Genomic DNA, 20,421 nt, shown 5'->3' on the forward strand with positions numbered 1-20,421 from the left:
CGTGCTCCGTGTCAGCGGAGCACGGGAGACCCTCCGGCTCACATCGGGCGCGCCGCGGGGCGGCGGCCCCGGCTCAGATCCGGTTCCTCGCCGCGCGCATCCAGCGCCGGCCACCGAAGCCCCGCCTCTTGCGCTTCACTTCGCGCACGGCGCCCACAACCGCGTCCGCCGTGGTGCCCGCGTGCGCCTCCAGCATGGTGAGGTGGTCACCGGGAACCTCGACGCACGCGTGCTCGCCCGGCCACTCCCAGCCGCGCCCCAGTTCCCGCCCGTCCGACGCGCGGATCGGGCTGGTCGGCCGGACCTGCGTGGTCGGACAGGGCAGCGGCGCCGGACGCCAGTCGGCGAACATGCCCGTGTAGGCGCCCATCGCCGTGAGCCGGGCCGTGTCCATCAACCCGAACTCCCGCGCGCGCTCGTTCACCGCCTCCGTGACGATCGGCAGCATGCCCGGCTCGTCCGGCAGGGGTGTGTCGAGCAGCACCAGCCTCGACGGTGCTCGGCCCTGACGGCACAGCTCCTCCGCCGCGACGTGCGCCGCCCACCCGCCTGAGGATCGCCCCACCAGGACGAACGGTTCCCCGTCCGCCGCGCGGAGAGCGGCGGCGGCGAGTCCCTGGGCGACCGCCGTCCGATCGGCGGGCAGCGACTCGCCATCGAGGAATCCCGGCATCTCCAGGACACGGACGCCGTGCCGGCCCCGGAACGCCTCGGCGAACCGGGCGAACTCCTGGCTCCCCGAGGTCATCACCAGTGAGGGGACACAGATCAGCACCGGATGCCGGGGTCCCGAGGAGAGCACGGTCGGTGCGGTCGGCCAGGCGGCGTCGGAGGCCAGGACCGGGCGGGCGCGGGCGGCCACCCGGGCGAGATCGAGCGCGTCCTCGGCCCGGCCCGCCGCACAGGCCTCCTGGAACAGGTCCACCAGGTCTCCGGAGGTGGACGCAGGCGCTCGCGCCGCTGCGCCGCCCGGGTCCGCCAGCTCGCCGTCCATGTGTTCGGCCAGCGCACGCGGTGTCCGATGGGTGAAGACGACCGCGGCGGGCAGGCGGAGCCCCGTGGCCTCGCCCAGGCGGTTGCGGAGTTCGACGGCCGTCAGGGAGTCGAATCCCGCTTCCAGGAAGTCCTGGTCCGGCTCCAGTCGGTGCCCACCGGGGTAGCCCAGGACCTCGGCCGCTCGCTCGCCGATCCGTTCGACGAGCAGTGCCCGGCGCCCGCGACCGGCCGGCGCGGTGCGCAACGGGTCCTCTCCGGAGTCGCCGGCCTGCGCGGCCGTGGCCGGAGCGCCCACGAGTCCGCGAAGGAGAGCCGGCACGGAACCTGTCGAGGCCGCTCGCGCGCGAAGCCCCGGAAGGTCGATCGCCGCCGGGACCAGGTGCGCGCGGCCCGTGGCCGCCGCGGCGTCCATGAGGGCGCATCCTTCGTCGTCGCCCATCCCCTCCAAGCCCCACGAGCGCGCCATGCGGGCGGTCTCGGCGTCCCCCAGGCCGCCGGTCATACCGCTCCTGCCCTCCCATCGGCCCCAGGCCAGCGACTGCGCCGGCAGGCCGAGCGACCTGCGGTGGAGCGCGAGCGCGTCCAGGAACGCGTTCGCCGCGGCGTAGCCGGCCTGGCCGGCCGAGCCGAACACCCCGGCCGCGGACGAGAACAGCACGAAGGCGTCGAGGTCGAGGTCGGCCGTGGCCTCGTGGAGGTTCCACGCTCCGTCGACCTTGGGCCGCAGGACCCGCTCCAGGGCGTCGGGCCCGAGCCCGGCGACGGTGGCGTCGTCGACCACGCCGGCGGCGTGCACGACCGCGGTCAACGGGTGCCCCGCGGGCAGGTCGCCCAGGAGCGCGCGAACCTGCTTGGGATCGGCGGCGTCGCATGCCTCGACACGGACCCGCGCGCCCAGCGCGGACAGCTCGTCGGCGAGCGCCGAGGCACCGGGAGCGTCCGGCCCGCGCCGTCCCACCAGGAGCAGGCTGGTGACGCCGTGCCGGACGACCAGATGGCGTGCCACCAGCGCGCCGAGCGTCCCGGTGCCCCCCGTCACGAGAACGGTGCCGCCAGGCCGGAACCGTGTGGCCATGTCGAGGACGATCTTGCCGACATTGCCGCCCCGCTGCATGAGGCGGAAGGCGTCCACGGCGCGCTCGACGGGGAAGCGGGTGACCTGGACACCCGGGAGCTCCCCCTTCTCCAGAAGGGGAACGATCACCGCGTACGCCCGCTGCAGGCGTTGCGCGTCCAGCGTCGAGAGGTCGAAGGTCCGGTACTCGACTCCGCCGTGGTCGGCCGCCACACCGGCCGGGTCACGGACGTCGTTGTGCCCCAGCTCCAGGAAGCGCCCATGCGGCGCCATCAGCCGCAGGGACGCGTCGATCGCCTCTCCCGTGAGCGAGTTCAGAACGACGTCCACGGGCGGGGAACCCGCCCGGAAGTCCTCCTCGAAGTCGAGTCGGCGGGAGTGGGCGAGGTGTTCGCGCGCCACCCCCATCGACCGCAGTACGTCCCACTTCTCCGGACTGGCGGTGGCCAGCACGCGGGCGCCCAGGTGATGGGCGATGTGCACGGCGGCCTGGCCCACGCCGCCGGCGGCCGAGTGGATGAGGACCCGCTCGCCCGAACGGAGGCCGGCCTCCTCCACCAGAGCGATATAGGCGGTCAGATAGACGGCGGGAACGGCGGCCGCCGCGGCGTCGTCCCATCCCTCCGGAACCCGTGCCACCTGTTCGCGCCGGACGACGGCGGAGGGGGCGAAGGCTCCGGGGAAGATGCCCATGACCCGGTCTCCGGTCGCGAGGTCGTCCACGCCCGGACCGACCTCCAGGACGGTCCCGGCTCCCTCGTTGCCGATGCCGACCGGTTCCGGGTGCATACCGACGGCCATCAGCACGTCGCGGAAGTTGATCCCGGCGCTGCGCACGGCGACCCGGACCTCCCCCGCCGCCAGTGGCCTGCCCTGCTCGCCGTCGGGCACCGCGACCAGGTCGTCGATGCTTCCCGTCCCGCGTATGTCCAGACGCCAGCCCGTGCGGCGCTGCGGCAGCCTCAGGCCGTCGCCGTCGGCCCTGGTCTCGGCCAGCCGTGGAGCGTACGCGCGTCCGTCGCGCACGGCCACCCGCGGCTCGCCGGTCTGCGACATGAGCGCGATCAGCGGCTCGTCGACCCGGTCGGAGTCCACGAGGAGGAAGCGCCCCGGGTGCTCGGTCTCCGCGGAGGAGACCAGGCCCCAGACCGCCGCCCCGGCCACGTCCACCCGGCCGGCGTCCCCGGTCTCCTCCGGTCGGACCGCTCCGGCGGTGACGAACGCGATCCTCGTGGCGTCCAGGCGCTCATCGTCCAGGCAGCGGTGGACGAGGTCCAGCACACGGAGCAGCTCGGCTCTGGTGCGCTCCGGGGCGGTCCCCGGGCCACCGCCCGCCGGCACCACGAGCAGGTCCGGAACGGGGGCCCCGGACTCCAGCGCCGACGCCAGCTCGTCCGGGGAGGCGTACCTGGTCGCACCCGCCGGTCCGTCGTCGCCCAGCACCGCCCAGGCCCCGGCTGGGGCCCGGTCGGCCCCGTCTCCGCCCCACTCCAGTGCGATCCACTCCTGGTGGAAGAGGGCGTGGGCGGAGGTGTCGTCCGTCGCCGGGGCATGGCGCACCATGAGGCTGTCGACGGACATCACCGGAGTGCCGTCGGATCCGGTGAACGCCACGGCCCACGTGTCGGGCCCGGTCCGCGCGGCGCGAACGCGCAGGCGGGAGGGTGTCTCGGACGTGTGCAGGCGTACCCCGCTCCAGGAGTACGGCAGTGGCCGGTCCCGTCCTCCGTTCGAGCGCAGGTGACTCAGCAGGAGCGTCTGCAGTCCCGCGTCGGTCAGGACGGGGTGCGGGCCCGCCATCTGCGCGGCGCCACGGGGGACGGCTCCCGGTTCGATCTCGGCCCCCAGCCCGGCCCCGTCCTCCCACGCGTCGCGCAGTCCGCGAAAGGCCGGACCGTAGTCGTAACCGTGCTCGGCGAACAGCTCGTAGGCGCCCTCGACCGGCAGTTCCACGGCACCGGCGCCCCGCTCCGTGTCGGGGGCGGGCCGGTGCCGGGTCCGCGGCACGAGAACGCCCTCCGCGTGGAGTCTCCAGGTCTGCTCACCGGGCACGAGCGTCCGCAGCCGGACCGCCCGCCCTCCCATGGCGTCGGGCGTGTCGATCAGGACCTGGGCCTGAAGCCCGGGAGCGTTCTCCGCGGTCGGGAACTCCACCGGTGCCGTGAGGGTGAGGTCGGCGATCTCCGGGCACCCGCACTCGCGTCCGACGTGGAGGAGCACTTCCACCACCGCCGTTCCGGGTAGGAGCACCCGCCCGCCGACCGTGTGTTCGGTGAGCCAGGTGTCCCGGCCGGTGTCGAGCACACCGGTGAACAGGGTCTGTCCGGTGCCGGCGACGGGGATCCTGGCCCCGAGGAGCGGGTGTCCGGCCCGCTCCACGCCCAGAGCGGCGGGATCGGCCGTGGGCCGGGAGTCGGTCAGCCAGTGGCGACGGCGCTGGAACGGGTAGGTGGGCAGTGCCGGCGCGGGTCGGCCGGCGCCCGCGCCGCCGATGACCCGTGGCCAGTCGACGTGGATTCCGGCGCAGTGGGCCTCGGCCAGCGCGGTCTGGAGCCGTGCGGGACCTCCCTCGCCGCGCCGCAGCGTGGAGAGCACCGCTCGATCGGTGCGCTCGGCCGACTCCAGCGTCTGCTCGATCGCCAGGGTCAGCACCGGATGCGGGCTGATCTCGACGAAGGCTCCGGGGCGGCCGGCGAGTTCGTCGATCACCGGTGTGAGGAGCACCGGATGGCGGAGGTTGCGGTACCAGTAGTCCGCGTCGAACTCGGTCCCCTCCATCCGCTCACGGCCCGGAACGGACCCGGGCTCCCACTCCGTGGACGCCGCGACCGTGGAATGGATCGGCACCCGTGCCCTGCGGGGCCGGATGTCCGCCAGAGCCGACCGGAGGTCGTCTCGGATCCGCTCCACGTGGGCCGAGTGGGACGCGTAGTCCACGTCCACCCGCCTGACGTGCACGCCCTCCCGCTCACAGGCGGCGACGAGTTCCGCGACCGCCTCGTCGTCCCCTGACAGGACGGTCGACGCGGGACCGTTCACCGCGGCCACGCCGATCCGCCCCTTCCAGGGAGCGATCATCCGCGCCGCGCGGTCGGGTCCGACGGCGACCGCCGCCATGGCCCCGCGTCCGGCCAGGTCCCGCAGCAGGCCGCTGCGCACGGCCACGACCCGCGCGCCGTCCTCCAGCGACAGCGCGCCCGCGACACAGGCGGCGGCGATCTCGCCCTGGGAGTGGCCCACCACAGCGGTCGGAACGACTCCCGCGGACTCCCACACACGTGCGAGCGCCACCATCACCGCCCACAGCACGGGTTGCACCACGTCCACGCGGGCGTCCGCGCCGACCACGGCCGGAGCACCGGGGTCACCGCGCAGTACCGCCGTCAGGGACCAGTCGACGAACGGCGCCAGGGCCGCCTCACAGGCGTCGACGGCTTCCGCGAACACGGGGCAGGACCCCAGGAGCCCGTGAGCCATGTCGGCCCACTGCCCGCCCTGGCCCGGGAAGACGAACACGGTGGAGGCGACCCGGCCGGCGCTTCCCGTGGCGACGCCGGCGGCGGAGCGCCCCTCCGACAGCGCGCGCACCCCTGCGGCCAGGGTGTCGCCGCCGGACCCGACGACGACGGCCCGGTGCGCGAAGCCCGTCCGGGTCGTGGCGAGGGCCCGGGCGATACCGGCCGGTTCCGGGTCGGCCGTGGTCTCCAGGTGCCCGAGCAGGCGTGCCGCCTGCTCCCTCAGGGCCGGCGCGGAACGCGCGGACAGGACCCAGGGCAGGGCGCCGTCCGTGAGCGCGGGCGCCGCCTCCCCCGGCTCGTCGGGGACGTCCTGCGGGGCCTCCTCGACGATGACGTGGGCGTTGGTCCCGCTGATCCCGAACGAGGACACACCGGCGCGGCGCGTGCGCTCGCCACGAGGCCATTCCCTCGGCTCGGAGAGCACGCGGACCCGACCCGACGACCAGTCCACCAGCGGCGTGGCCGCCTCGGAGTGCAGGGACACGGGGAGAAGCCCGTGCTCCAGCGCCAACACCATCTTGATGACACCGGCCACTCCCGCCGCGGCCTGGGTGTGCCCGATGTTCGACTTGAGCGAACCGACTCCCACCGTGCCCGCGCCCCGGTCCGGCCCGAAGACGTCGATCAGGGCCTGGGCCTCGATCGGATCGCCCAGTTCCGTGCCCGTGCCGTGCGCCTCCACCGCGTCGACATCGCTCGTCGACAGGCCGGCATCGTCCAGGGCCGCCCGGACCACCCGCACCTGCGCGGCCCCGTTGGGAGCCGTCAGCCCGTTGGAGGCGCCGTCCTGGTTGATCGCGCTCCCCCGGATCACCGCGAGGACGCGGCGTCCGTTCCGACGGGCGTCGGCGAGCCTCTCCAACACCAGCACGCCCGCGCCCTCGGCGAATCCCGCACCGTCCGCGTCCGCGCCGAACGACTTGCAGCGCCCGTCGCCGGACAGCCCTCCCTGCCTGGCGAACTCCGTGAACAGGGCCGGAGCCGTCATCACCGTGGCGCCGCCCGCCAGGGCCATGGAGCACTCGCCCCGGCGCAGCGCGCGCACCGCGAGGTGGACGGCCACCAGGGAGGAGGAGCAGGCCGTGTCGATGGTCAGGGCGGGCCCGTCCAGCCCCAGCGTGTAGGCCACGCGACCGGAGGCGACACTCGGGGCGGTCCCCGTCAGCAGGTACCCCTGCGCCTCCTCGGGGACGGGGAGCGCACCCGACGCCGCGCCGCCCGCGTAGTCGGTGGCGCTGATCCCCGTGAACACGCCCGTCGCGCTCCCTGCGAGGGAGGAGGGGTCGATGCCCGACCGCTCGATCGCCTCCCATGACACTTCGAGCATGAGGCGCTGTTGCGGGTCCATGGCCGCCGCCTCACGGGGGGAGATCCCGAAGAACTCCGCGTCGAACCCGGCCACGTCGTCCAGGAAGCCGCCCGCCCGGGTCGCGCCAGGGCGGTCCACCACGGAGTCCAGGTCCCATCCGCGGTCGGTCGGCAGGTCACCGACCGCGTCGACACCGTCCCGCAGCAGGCTCCACAGCGCTTCGGGGGTGTCCGCCCCTCCCGGCAGCCGGCAGCCCATGCCCACGATCGCGATCGGCTCGGCGTCGCGCGAACGCAGGTCGTCCAGTTCGGTCCGCGTACGGCGCAGGTCGGCTGTGACGCGTTTGAGGTATTCGAGCAGCCGCGTGTCTTCTGTCATTGGTGTCGCCTCACCGATTCGCATGGTCCACGACCCATGACGGATCGCGGAGAGGTCAGGGGGTCGGGAACACTGTCAGTCACGCAGGGCGTCGTCGATGAAGGCGAACAGCTCTTCCCTGCTCGCGGACTCCAGGTCCTCGTCGGCGTTCGCCCCCGCCTGCGATGGCGTGAGCAGCTTCAGCAGGTCCTGCAGCCGCCGGGCGACGGCCTCGCGGTCCATGGCCGAGTCCTCGTCCTCGGCCAGGGCCTCCTCGATGCTGTCGATCCGCGTCATCACGATGCGCTGGGGATCGCCGAACAGCCGCTCTTCCAGGTGCCGGCCGAGCGCCGCGCACGTCGGGTGGGAGTACGCCAGGCCGGCGGGCAGGCGCAGCCCGGTGAGCGCGGACATCCGGTTGCGCAACTCGATGGCGGTCACCGAGTCCATCCCCAGCTCCTTGTAGCCGCGATCGTCGTCCAGCTCGTCTCCGGAGGCATAGCCGAGGATGGCGGCGACCTCGCGACGGACGTGCTCGGTGAGCGCCCTTCGGCGTGCGTCCCGGCCGAGCCCGGACAGCCGTGCCTCCAGGCCGCCCGTCACGGCCTGGTCGGGGCCCGCGCCCTCGGCGGAGAAGGGACCGAGGTCGCGCAGGAGGGGACTGGGCCGGTTGGCGGTGAACGCCGCGCGGAACCGCGGCCAGTCGACGTCCGCGACGGCGAGCGCCGGCAGGTCGTGGTCGAGCGCGCGTTCGAGCATCGTGATCGCGGCGTCCGGGTCCATGGTCGGAAGCCCGTGTCGCTGGAGGAGTTCGGCCACGGCCGTGTCCTCGGCCATGCCGCCGCCGGCCCAGGCTCCCCAGGCGATCGAGGTGGCCGGGAGCCCGAGCGAGCGCCGGTGGTGCACCAGTGCCTCGCAGAAGGCGTTGCCCGGCGCGTAGTTGCCCTGGCCGGTCACGCCGAACACCGCGGAGACCGACGAGTACACCACGAACGCCGACAGGTCCATGCCCTGGGTGAGCTCGTGCAGGTGCACGGCCGCGTCGCCCTTCGCGCGCAGCGCGCACGCCACCTGGTCGGGGGTGAGGTCGTCGATCGCTCCGTCGTCCAGGGAGGCGGCGGCGTGCACCACCGCACGCAGCGGATACTGCTCGGGCACACCGTCCAGGACGGCCGCGAGCGCGGCCCGGTCGGCGACGTCGCACGAGGTGATCGTGACCTCGGCCCCGATCGAACGCAGTTCCGCTTCCAGGGCCTGGGCCCCTGGCGCCTCCGTCCCCCGCCGGCTCAGCAGGAGCAGGTGTCGCGCGCCGCGCCGGGCGAGCCGGCGGGCGGTGTGCGCGCCCAGCGCCCCGGTGCCACCCGTGATCAGCACCGTGCCGGAGGGCTCCCACCGGCGGACGGCCCCGGTCCGGCCGATCGGTGCCCGCACGAGTCTGCGCGCCAGGACCGCGCCGTCACGGATCGCGAGCTGGTCCTCCGCGTCGCCCCTCCGCCCGGTCAGGACCGAGACGAGGGCCTCTCCCTCACCCGGCGCTTCCGCGGGCGGCAGGTCGACCATGCCGCCCCACCGGTCGGTGTGTTCCTGGGCGGCGACCCGGCCCAGTCCCCACACCAGTGCGGAGGAGGGGTCGCTCACCCCTCCCCCTGCGGGGACGGCGCCGCGGGTCACGCACCACAGCGGCGCCGTGACCGCGGCGTCGCCGAGGGCCTGGAGGAGCACAACGGCGCTCTGGTGGGCGGTGGAGGCCGTGGGACGCGTGACTCCGCCGCCCCGGACGGTCGTGTCCAAGGAGTGGAGTGCCACGACACCGGCGATCGTGTCCGTGGTCCTGCGGGCGTCGATGAGGAGCTCGGCCAGGGCATCGCGGTCGGCGGAGGCCGGGGCGTCCACGAACCGGGTCCGGCACCCCCCGCGCTCGAACGCCGCGACCATGTCGGTGACGACCGGGTCCGACGGCTTCGAGCCGAACAGCAACCAGGTTCCGGAGGGCGCGGGCCGCCCGGTGGTCGCCTCGACCGGCACCCAGTCCTCCCGGTAGACCCAGTCATGGGCGGGATCCGGACCCGGTCGGGTGTCGGCGGAGGGGAGGGTCCCGGCACCGGGCGCGGAGCCGTCTCCGCCTCCCGCCCGCCAGAAGCGTCGGCGCCGGAAGGCGTACGTGGGCAGGTCCACGATCCGGGGATCGTCACCGAACGCCTCGGCCCAGTCGACGTCGACGCCGTGGCAGTGCGCCTGCGCGAGCGAGACCGTGAACCGCCGGGAGCCCCCGTCGTCACGGCGGATCGTGTCCAGGACGACCGTGTCCGGAGCGCCGTGCGACTCGGCGGTCTCCTGGACGTGCGCGGCCAGTACGGGGTGCGGACCCACCTCCACGAACACGTCGTGCCCGTCGCTCAGCAGAACGCGGGTCACCTGGGCGAACTCGACCGGGTTCGACAGGTTCCGGTACCAGTAGTCGGCGTCCAGCGCGGTGTCGTCCAACCGCGCTCCGGTGAGGGTCGAGTACATCGGGATCTCCGGGCGGCGCGGACCGATCCCCGCGAGTTCCCTGTGCAGACGTTCGCGGATGCGGGCGACGTGCGGGGTGTGCGACGCGTAGTCGACCGCGATCGTCCGTGCCCTCACCCCCTTGGCCTCGTACTCCTCGACCAGTGAGCGCACGGCCTCCGGTTCTCCGGCGATCACCGTCGACGTCGGGCTGTTGACGGCCGCCAGATGAACGCTGCCGCCGAGCCCGGCGATGCGCTCGGCGACGTCGTCCGGCCGCTGGGCGACCGCGGCCATCGCCCCGGTGCCCGACAGCTCCAGAAGTGCTCGGCTGCGCAGCGCCACGACCTTGGCGGCGTCCTCCAACGAGAGTGCGCCGGCCACGCAGGCCGCCGCGATCTCTCCCTGGGAGTGCCCGACCACGGCCGTCGGCCGCACCCCGTGGTGGCTCCACAGTTCGGCGAGCGAGACCATGACGGCCCACAGCACCGGTTGGACGACGTCCACGCGGTCCATCGCGGCGGCGTCCGCCCGGCCGCGCAGCACGTCCGTGAGGGACCAGTCGACGAAGGGCGCCAGTGCCTTCTCGCACTCGGCCAGCCGATCCGCGAACCTCGGGGAGGTGCCCATGAGCTCGACCGCCATGCCGGCCCACTGGCCGCCCTGGCCGGGGAAGACGAAGACCGGCCGACGGTCGCCGCCGGCCCGGCCGAGCACGGTACCCGGGTCCGGGCGCCCCTCCGCCAGGGCCCGCAGCGATGCGGCGAAGGCCGCATGGTCCTCGGCGACGACGACGGCACGGTGGTCGAGTGCGGCGCGGGTGCGGGCGAGCGACCATCCTGTGTCGGCCGGATCCGTGTCCGGGTGGTCGAGGACGTGGTCCCGCAACCGGGCCGCCTGCGCGCGCAGCGACTCCTCGTCCCGTGCCGACAGGATCCACGGCACGCTCCGCCGAGGAGCGGCGGCACGCGCCGGACGCGGCTCCTGCGTCACCTCCGGTGCCTGTTCGACGATGACGTGGGCGTTGGTCCCGCTCATCCCGAACGACGAGATGCCGGCTCGTCCGGGACGGTCCGTCCGCGGCCAGGCCTGCTCCCGGGTCAGCAGCCGGACCGCTCCCGACTCCCAGTCCACGTGCGGCGTGGGCTCGTCGGCGTGCAGCGTCCTGGGCAGTACCCCGTGGCGCAGGGACTCCACCACCTTGATCAGCCCCGCCACACCCGCCGCGGCCTGGGCGTGGCCGATGTTGGACTTGAGCGATCCCAGCCAGAGGGGACGGTCGGCCGGCCGCTCCTGCCCGTAGGCGGCCAGCAGCGCCTGCGCCTCGATGGGGTCTCCGAGCGTGGTCCCCGTGCCGTGCGCCTCCACCAGGTCGACGTCCTGCGCCGTCAGCCCGGCGTCGGACAGGGCCTTGCGGACCACGCGTACCTGGGAGGGGCCGTTGGGCGCGGTGAGACCGTTGGAGGCGCCGTCCTGGTTGATCGCCCCTCCCCGGATGACCGCCAGGACCCGGTGTCCGGCGCGCCGCGCGTCGGACAACCGTTCCAGGGTCACCAGGCCGACGCCTTCGGAGAAGCCCGCGCCGTCGGCGGCCGCGCCGAAGGCCTTGCAGCGGCCGTCCGCCGCCAGCCCTCCCAGGTGGGTGAACTCCGTGAGCGGCGCGGGTGAGGACATCACCGTCGCCCCGCCGGCCAGGGCCAGGGAGCACTCTCCCGCCTGGAGCGCGCGTACCGCCATGTGCACGGCCACCAGCGACGACGAACACGCCGTGTCCATGGTGATCGCCGGCCCGGTGAGCCCCAGTGTGTAGGCGATGCGGCCGGAGGCGACGCTGAGGGCGGTACCGGTCATCGCCAGACCGTCCGCCGGCGCTTGGGACAGCCGGGGACCGTACTCCGGACCGGTCGTGCCGACGTAGACCCCCGCATCGGTTCCCTTGAGCGAGGACGGGCTGATCCCGGCACGTTCCAGGGTCTCCCACGCCACTTCCAGGAGCAGGCGTTGCTGGGGGTCCATGGCCTCGGCCTCCCGGGGGGAGATGTTGAAGAGCCCCGGGTCGAAGTCGGCCGCCGCGTCGAGGAAGGAGCCCTGGGCCATCGACGACCTCGGCGCGTCGCCGCTCTCACCCCGCAGGGCCGCCAGGTCCCACCCGCGGTCCTCGGGCAGTGGTCCGACGGCCTCCCGCCCGTGGACGACCAGCTCCCACAGTGCCTCGGGAGAGTCGACGCCCCCCGGCAGACGGCATCCCATCCCCACGATGGCGATCGGCTCGGGCCGCGCGGTGTGGTCGAGCTCTTCCCGCAGTCGCGCGTTCTCCTTCAGCGCGGACCTGAGCGCCGCGACCAGACGGTGGTCATCGGAAGTCATCTGCTGTCTCCTGTCCACGTACGGCTGGGGACTCACCCTGGAGGGCGAGGTCCACGAGAGCGTCCACCCCCATGGAGTCGATGTCGCGCTCCCGCTCATCGGCGTCCCCCGAGGAGGCGGGTGCGCGGGAGCCGGTCTGCCTCTCCCAGGGGTTCTCCTCTTCTTCGGGGACCAGCAGACCAGTCAGGAAGCGCGCCAGTCCGCGCGGGGTGGGGTGATCGAAGACCGCGGTGGCCGGGACCCGTACGCCCGTCGCGGCGTTCAGGCGGTTGCGCAGCTCCACGCCGGTGAGCGAGTCCAGGCCGAGGTCGGTGAAGGGCCGGTCGGGGTCGATCCGCGACGGCCCGGACTCCGGCGCGTGGCCGAGTACGACGGCGGTGTGGGTACGCACCTCGGTGAGCACCTCGCGTTCGCGGTCGGCCGCCGCGAGCCCGGCGAAGCGGTCGGCGGGCGCGGAGCCGGGACCGGCGTCCGAACCGGTGGCGGTTCCTGACGCGGCCCCGGAGGGTGTGCCCGCGGACGCGGGAACGGCCAGGCCGCGCAGGACCGGCACGTCGGCGGCCCCCGCGGTGTCCAGCAGCGCGGGGACGGCGTTGACCATGCCCCACAGCAGCGCCGTGTCGAACTGGGCCAGCGCGTCCTCGGGCGGCATGGGCGCGAGTCCGCCCCGGGCCAGGACGCCGAGGTCGGTGTCGTCCAGGTGCGCGGTCATCCCGCTCCCGCCCGCCCACAGGCCCCAGGCCAGGGAGGTGGCGGGGAGTCCGCGCTCGCGCCGGTGGTGGGCCAGGGCGTCACAGAAGACGTTGGCCGCCGCGTAGTTGGCCTGCCCCGGGTTGCCCAGGACGCCCACCGCCGACGAGTAGAGGACGAAGGATCCCAGCTCGGCGTCGGCGGTGAGCTCGTGCAGGTTCCACGCGGCGTCGACCTTGGGGCGCAGCACCCGGTCGATCCCCTCGGGGGTGAGCGAGGCGATGGTGGCGTCGTCGAGCACGCCGGCGGTGTGCACCACGGCGCCCAGCGGCCGGTCCTGCGGGATCCGCGCGAGCAGGTCGCGCAGCGCGGACCGGTCGGCGGCGTCGCACGCCACGACCTCCACCCGGGCGCCGAGCGCCTCCAGTTCGGCGGTGCGGGCGGCCTGCCCCTCGGCCTCCGGGCCGCTGCGGCTGATCAGGAGCAGGTGCCGTACGCCGTAGCCGGTGACCAGATGGCGGGCCACCCGGTGGCCCAGGGTTCCGGTGCCGCCGGTGATCAGCGTCGTCCGCTCCTGCGGGTAGGGCGCGGGCACCGACAGCACCAGCTTGCCGATGTTCTCGCCGCGCTGGAGCGAGCGCAGGGCGTCCCGGGCGCGCCGCACGTCGTGGACGACGGTCGGCGGCGGCGAGAGCACCCCGCTCGTGAGCAGTTCCATGACGCGCGTGAGCATCTGTCCGATCCGCTCGGGGGCGACGTCGGGCAGGTTGAACGCCTGGTACCCGCGGCCCGGATAGGTGGCGGCCACGTCCTCCGCGGCGCGGATGTCGGTCTTGCCCATCTCCACGAATCGGCCGCCGGGCCCCTCACCGTCGCCCGGCGACCGCAGCAGCCGCAGGGAGGCGTCGACGAACTCACCACTGAGCGAGTTGAGGACCACGTCCATCCCGCGCCCGTTGTTGGCCTCGCGCAATCGCTCCTCGAACTCCAGGTCGCGGGAGGAGGCCAGGCGGTCCTCGGTGAGGCCGTAGGCCGCCAGCCCGGCCCACTTGTGGGGGCTGGCCGTGCCGAACACGGACGCGCCCATGTGCTGGGCCAACTGCACGGCGGCCGTCCCCACACCGCCGGCGGCGGCGTGCACCAGGACGCTGTCCCCGGGACGCACGGCGGCCAGGTCCACCAGGCCGTGGTAGGCGCTCAGGAAGGCCACCGGTACCGCCGCGGCCTGCTCGAACGACCAGCCCGGCGGGATGGTGGCGAGCCTGCGGGCGTCGGCGACCGCGACCGGGCCGAACGCGCCGTCGAACATCCCGGTGACGCGGTCGCCCGGGCTCAGGCCGACCACGTCCGCGCCGGTCTCCAGGACGATGCCGGCGCCCTCGATGCCCATGCCGGTCTCGTTCTCGACCAGGCCCAGTGCCACCACGACGTCGCGGAAGTTCACTCCGGCGGCACGGACGGCGAGGCGCACCTCCTGCGGGCCGAGCGGACCGCCGGCCTCCAGCGCGGGCAGCAGGTCCAGGTCCTGCAGGGAGCCGGGGCGTCGGGTGTCCAACCGCCACAGTGCGCCCGGCGGGGTCAGCCTGCCGTCGGAGTCCGCCCTGACCAGGCGGGGCACCAGGACCGTGCCGGAGCGCAGCGCGACCTGGGGTTCACCCAGTCCGACCGCGCCCGCGACCATCCGGTGCGAGTCCTCGGACCCGTCGGAGTCCACCAGGACGATCCGGTCGGGGTACTCGCGCTGGGCCGCCCGCAGCAGGCCCCACACGGGGGCGGCGGCGAGTCCGGTCAGCCGGGTGGCGGGGTCGGTGGCCACGGCCCGCCAGGTCACCACCACCAGGCGGGCGTGCTCGGTGCGGGGGTCGGTGAGCCAGGCGCGGATGGTCGACAGGGCCGAGTCGAGGCCCTGCCGGACGGCGTCGGGGATGCGTGCCTCGTCGGAGTAGACGGCCGCGGCGGGCAGTTCGGTGTAGACCACCGGCGGCACCGTCCCGTCCAGGTCCAGCCCGTCGAGGTCGGGCAGGCCGGTGGGGATGGCCACCGTCGGCGGGGGCGCGTCGACCTTCTCCCAGACCAGTTCGTACAGGCCCGGCAGTTCCGCGGGGTCGCGCGGCGGCAGCGCGTCCTCGTCGAGCGGGCGCAGGACGAGCTCGTCGACGGAGACGACCGCGGCCCCGGACTCGTCGGTGACCGCGAGGCGGTACCGGTCGGGCCCGAGTTCGGTGGCGCGCACCCGCAGGCGACCGGACGCGGCGGCGTCGGCGTCGGTCGGCCGGACGCGCACACCCGACCAGGCGAACGGCACCAGCAGGGAGCGCTCGTCGCCGCCGTGCAGCAGGAGGGCGTGCAGCGCGGCGTCGACGACGGCGGGATGCGGCCCGTGGAAGGGTCCGCCGGTGGCGCTCGCCGCGGGCGGTTCGACCTCGGCCAGTAGGTCGTTCCCGTGCCGCCACACGCCGCGCAGGCCCTGGAAGAGCGGCCCGTAGGCGTAGCCGCGCCGGAGCAGGCGGTCGTAGTCGGGCCACACGGCCAGCGACTCCGCCGCCGTCGGCGGCCAGGGGGCGCCCGGATCGGAGTCGCCCGCGGTGTCGGTGGCGGGAGCGCCGGCCGCGGCCACCGCCCCTGACGCGTGGCGGGTCCACGGCGTGTCCGGAGCCGCGTCCACGGGACGGGCGTGCACGGTCAGCCCGCGTCGGCCCCGCTCGTCCGCGGCGTCCACGGTGACCTGGAGCTTCAGGCCCGCTCCGCGGGACAGGACCAGGGGTGCTTCCAGGACCAGGTCGGCGACGGTGGGCGCGCCCACGCGCGCGCCCGCGTGAGCGGCCAGGTCCACCAGTGCGGTGCCCGGGGCGACGACGCGGCCCAGCACGCCGTGGTCGCGCACCCACGCCTGGCCCTCCAGGTCGAGGCGCCCGGCGAAGACCGTGCGCCCGTCGGCCAGGGCGAGCCCGTCGTCGATCAGGGGCTCGGCCGGTCGTTCCCGGACGGCCGCGACCGGGGCGGGCGGCGTGACCCAGTGGCGTTCGCGCCGGAAGGGGTCCTCGGGGACGGTGACGGGCGCGCCCTCGTCGGCCACGCCCTCCAACACCACGTGGGCGTTGGTCCCGCTGATCCCGAAGGACGACACGGCCGCCCGCCGGGGCCGACCGGTGTCCGGCCAGGGCTCGGCGTCGGAGAGCACGCGCAGTCCGCTGCCGTCCCAGTCGATCCTGTCCGTGGGCTCGTCGGCGTGCAGGGTCCGGGGCAGGCGTCCGTGCCGCAGGGCCTCGACGGTCTTGATCACCCCGGCCACACCGGCCGCCGCCTGGGCGTGCCCGATGTTGGACTTGAGCGAGCCCAGCCGCAGGTCTTCGTGGGTCCCGTCGGCGCGGGCGGCGCCGTAGACCGAGATCAGCGCCTTGGCCTCGATCGGGTCGCCCAGCCGGGTCCCGGTGCCGTGCGCCTCCACGGCGTCGACCTCGCCCGGCTCCAGCCCGGCCGACGCCAGCGCCTGCCGGATCACCCGCTCCTGGGCGTCCCGGCTGGGCGCGGTCAGCCCGTTGCTGGCGCCGTCGGAGTTGACCGCGCTGCCCTTGACCAGCGCCAGGACGGGGCGCCCCGCGCGTCGGGCGCTCGAAGCCCGCTCCAGCAGCAGCATGCCCGCGCCCTCGGCCCAGGCGGTGCCGTCGGCTCCGGCGCCGAAGGCGCGGCAGCGACCGTCCGGCGACAGGCCGCGCTGGGCGGAGAACTCCAGGAACATGCCGGGAGTGGCCATCACGGTGGCGCCGCCGGCCAGGGCCATCTCGCACTCGCCCCGGCGGATGGCCTGGGCCGCCTGGTGCAGGGCCACGAGCGAGGCGGAACAGGCGGTGTCGATGGTCATCGCCGGCCCGCGCAGGCCCAGCACGTAGGCGATGCGGCCCGAGGCCACGCTCAGGGTGCTGCCGGTCAGCCGGTAGCCGCCGTCGCCGTCCGCGCCCTGGTCGGCCAGGCGCGGCCCGTACTCGGTCGGCATGGCGCCGACGAACACCCCGACCTGGCGTTCGCGCAGGTCGTCGGTGCTCATCCCGGCCCGGTGGACCGCCTCCCAGGAGGTCTCCAGCAGCAGCCGCTGCTGCGGGTCCATCGCGTCGGCCTCACGGGGACTGATGCCGAAGAAGTCGGCGTCGAACAGGTCGGCGTCGTAGAGGAAGCCGCCCGAGCGCGTGTAGGTCCGGCCGGGGGTACCGGGTTCGGGGTCGTACAGGCCCGGCAGGTCCCAGCCGCGGTTGTCGGGGAAGTCCCCGATCGCGTCCACGCCGTCCTCGACCAGCCGCCACAGCTGTTCCGGCGTGCGCACTCCACCCGGCAGCCGGCACGCCATGGCCGTGATGGCGATCGGGTCGTCGTCGGGGACGGGTGCGGTGACGGCGGGAGCCGAAGCCGGAGCCTTCGCGGCCCGGGCGGCGGGCGCGGAGGGCTCCGAGCCCGCGTGTCCCGGGGCCCCGGGCGTCACCGGCACCCGCTCACCCAGCTCCGCGACCAGGTGGTCGGCCAGGGCCGCGGGCGTGGACAGGTCGAACAGGGTCGTCGCCTCCAGGGCCACGCCCGTGCGGTCCGTGACCCTGGCCGCGAGTTCGAGCAGCATGACCGAGTCGAAGCCCAGGTCGCGGAAGGCCCGTTGCTCGTCGGCGGCGGAGAGCGCGCGCTGTCCGAGCACCCGCAGGACGAGGGCCGTGACCAGGTCCCTGGTGCCGTCCTCGGCGGCGCCCCGCTCCCGGGGCTCGGGCTCCTGCTCGACTCCCGGCCAGAAGCTCCGCCGCTGGAAGGCGTAGGTGGGCAGGTCGATCCGGCGTGCTCCCGTTCCGCGGAACAGGTGTTTCCAGTCCACGTCCACGCCCTCGGTGAACGCCTGGGCCGCGGCCGCGAGCAGTTGGGCCCGGTCCCCGCAGTCGCGCCGCAGGGTCTTGAGGACCGCCGCGTCGACCCCCTCCCCGGCCAGCGTGCGCTCGACACCGAACGTCAGGACGGGATGCGGGCCGACCTCGATGAACGACGTGTGCCCGGCCCCGGCCGCCGCCCGCACGGCGTCGGCGAACCGGACCGTGCCGCGCAGGTTCCGGAACCAGTACTCGGCGTCCATGGGCGGGTCGTCCGGTGCCGACCGGCGGCCCAGGACCGTGGAGAAGAACGGGACCCGGCCGGGCCGGGGCACGACCTCGCCGAGGCGTTCGAGGAGGTCCCGGCGGATGCGTTCGACGTGCCCGGAGTGCGAGGCGTAGTCGACCTCGATGAGCGAGCCGTGCACGCCCGCGTCGGCGCAGTGCTCCACGGCGCGGCGCACCGCCTCGGGCGTGCCCGAGACCACGACCGACTCGGGGCCGTTGACGGCGGCCAGTTCCAGTTCGGGGTCGGCTTCGACCAGCGCCTCGGCACGGTCGGGCGAGAGCCCCAGCGAGGCCATGCCCCCGCTGCCCGCGAGCGCGGTGAGGGATCGGCTGCGCAGGGCCACCACCCGCGCCGCGTCCTCCAGCGTCAGGATCTCGGCCACGCAGGCGGCGGCGATCTCCCCCTGGGAATGGCCGACCACCGCGGCGGGTTCGACACCCAGTTCCGCCCACGCCCTGGCCAGGGAGACCATCACCGCCCACAGCACCGGCTGGATCACGTCAACGCGGGCACCGGGCCCGGTGGGTGACGGCGACTGCGGCTCGCCGCGCAGCACGCGGGTCAGGGACCAGTCCACGTAGGGGTCCAGCGCCCGCTCGCACTCGCGCAACCGCTTGGCGAAGGCCCGGGCCAGGGAACTGTCGTCGTCCAGCAGTCCCTTGACCATGCCCTGCCACTGCCCGCCCTGGCCGGGGAAGACCATCACGGGCCGGGCCCGGCCCGCGGCGCCGGCGGCCCGGTCGGCGCGCACGGCCTCCAGTTCACGCGCCTCCGAACCGCCGGAGGCGAAGATGACGGCCCGGTGCTCGAAGACGGCGCGGGTGCCGGCCAGGGACAGGCCCACGTCCTGGGCGAGCAGTCCGGGGCGGGCGGAGACGAAGTGGTGCAGGGCCGAGGCCTGCGCGCGCAGTGCCTCCTCCGACCGCGCCGACAGCACCCACGGAACGGGGTCCAGGGTCGTCTCCCCCGTGGTGGCGCCCGAGCGTTCGGCCTTGGACGGCGGGGGCGGGCCGAGGATGAGGTGGCAGTTGGTGCCGCCCATCCCGAAGGAGGACACCCCGGCCAGCGGCGCGTCCGGCGGCCACGGTTCGCGGCGCGTCTGCGGGCTCAGCCGCAGCGCCTCCAGGTCGATGTCGGGGTGGGGTTCGGCGAAGTTGCGGGTGGGCGGCAGTTGTCCGTGGGACAGGCTCAGCACGGTCTTGATCAGCCCGACGATGCCCGCGGCGCCTTCCAGGTGCCCGATGTTGGTCTTGGCCGATCCCACTCGCAGCGGTTCCTCCCGCTCCCGGGCGAACACCGCGCCGAGCGCTGCCGCCTCGACCGGGTCGCCCGCGGGGGTGCCGGTGCCGTGGAGTTCGACGTAGCCCACCTGGGAAGGGTCGATCCCGGCCCGGCGGTAGGCCGCGCGCAGGACCGATTCCTGTCCGTGCACGTCGGGTCGCGCGAGGTAGGAGGTCCGTCCGGAATTGTTCATGGCACCGCCGCGCAGCACCGCGTGGACGGGGTCGCCGTCGGCCAGCGCCCGTTCCAGCGGTTTGAGCACGACCACGGCGCCGCCCTCACCGCGGGCGTAGCCGTTGGCGCGGGCGTCGAAGGTGTAGCAGCGGGCGTCCGGCGAGAGCCCGCCGAAGCTCTCCACACCATCGGTGCTCTCCGGGGTCAGGATGAGGTTGACTCCCCCCGCCAGGGCCAGTCCGCACTCGCCGCGGCGCAGGCTCTCCATGGCCATGTACACGCTGACGAGGGAGGACGACTGTCCGCTGTCCATGGTCAGGCTCGGGCCCGACAGTCCCAGCGAGTACGACACACGGTTGGCGATCATGCCGCGCTGCGTGCCCACGAGGGTGTGGTGGGTGGCACCGCCGTGCACGTCCCGTTGCTGGAGCAGTGCGTAGTCGGAGGCGATCGCGCCGGTGAACACCCCCGTGTCGGAACCGCGCAGGGCCTCCGGGGACATCCGTGCGTGCTCCACGGCCTCCCAGCTCAGTTCGAGCATGATGCGCTGCTGGGGGTCCATGGCCAGGGCCTCACGCGGGGAGATGCCGAAGAAGGCCGCGTCGAAGTCCTCGGCCCGGTCGAGGTATCCGCCCCAGTAGCGGTCCCGCGACGAGGAGGTGACACCGAGCCGCTCCGGTGGCGCTGAGATGGACTCCCGGCCCTCGCAGAGCAGTCTCCAGAAGCTGTCGGGAGTCGACGCCCCAGGGAGCCGGAGGGAGACCCCGACCACCGCGACGGGAGCCTCAGGGCCCCCCGACCTGTCGGACGGATGGTCACTACTCATCGCGTTAGCTCCGATCACGCTTCACGTTCTCGCGCTGTCCGCACGCCGGTCTCAGCTGAGCGCCATTGTGCGCGTGCCGTGCAGATGCACGAGCGCGTCGCATATTTCCGCAGGTCAGAACGAATTTACTGGGATACGACACGCGGGTCGCCCACGGAACGGGGGTCGCGGTCTTCAGGGGCAGGGGAAGTGACGCGGGACAGGCATGAGA

Annotated in this window: 3 protein-coding genes; all 3 read right to left on the reverse strand. The window is 74.5% G+C overall.

What is annotated here, in order from left to right; genetic code table 11:
* Window positions 1-73 precede the first annotated feature (73 nt).
* From DFP74_RS30465 to DFP74_RS30475, 3 genes are read right to left on the reverse strand one after another with little or no spacing between them, the layout of a single operon-like run.
* Window positions 74-7,300, reverse strand: coding sequence for an SDR family NAD(P)-dependent oxidoreductase (locus DFP74_RS30465; RefSeq protein ID WP_370013451.1), 7,227 nt, complete (start codon window positions 7,298-7,300; stop codon window positions 74-76).
* A gap of 51 nt (window positions 7,301-7,351) precedes the next feature.
* Entirely contained in the window at window positions 7,352-12,112 is a 4,761-nt protein-coding gene (locus tag DFP74_RS30470; protein WP_121187094.1) for a type I polyketide synthase, read from the reverse strand.
* Window positions 12,099-20,210, reverse strand: coding sequence for a type I polyketide synthase (locus DFP74_RS30475; RefSeq protein ID WP_121187096.1), 8,112 nt, complete (start codon window positions 20,208-20,210; stop codon window positions 12,099-12,101). Before DFP74_RS30475 ends, DFP74_RS30470 begins: the two co-directional genes overlap by 14 nt.
* Window positions 20,211-20,421 lie beyond the last annotated feature (211 nt).

The sequence above is a fragment of the Nocardiopsis sp. Huas11 genome (genome assembly GCF_003634495.1).
In the GTDB taxonomy this organism is placed as follows: domain Bacteria; phylum Actinomycetota; class Actinomycetes; order Streptosporangiales; family Streptosporangiaceae; genus Nocardiopsis.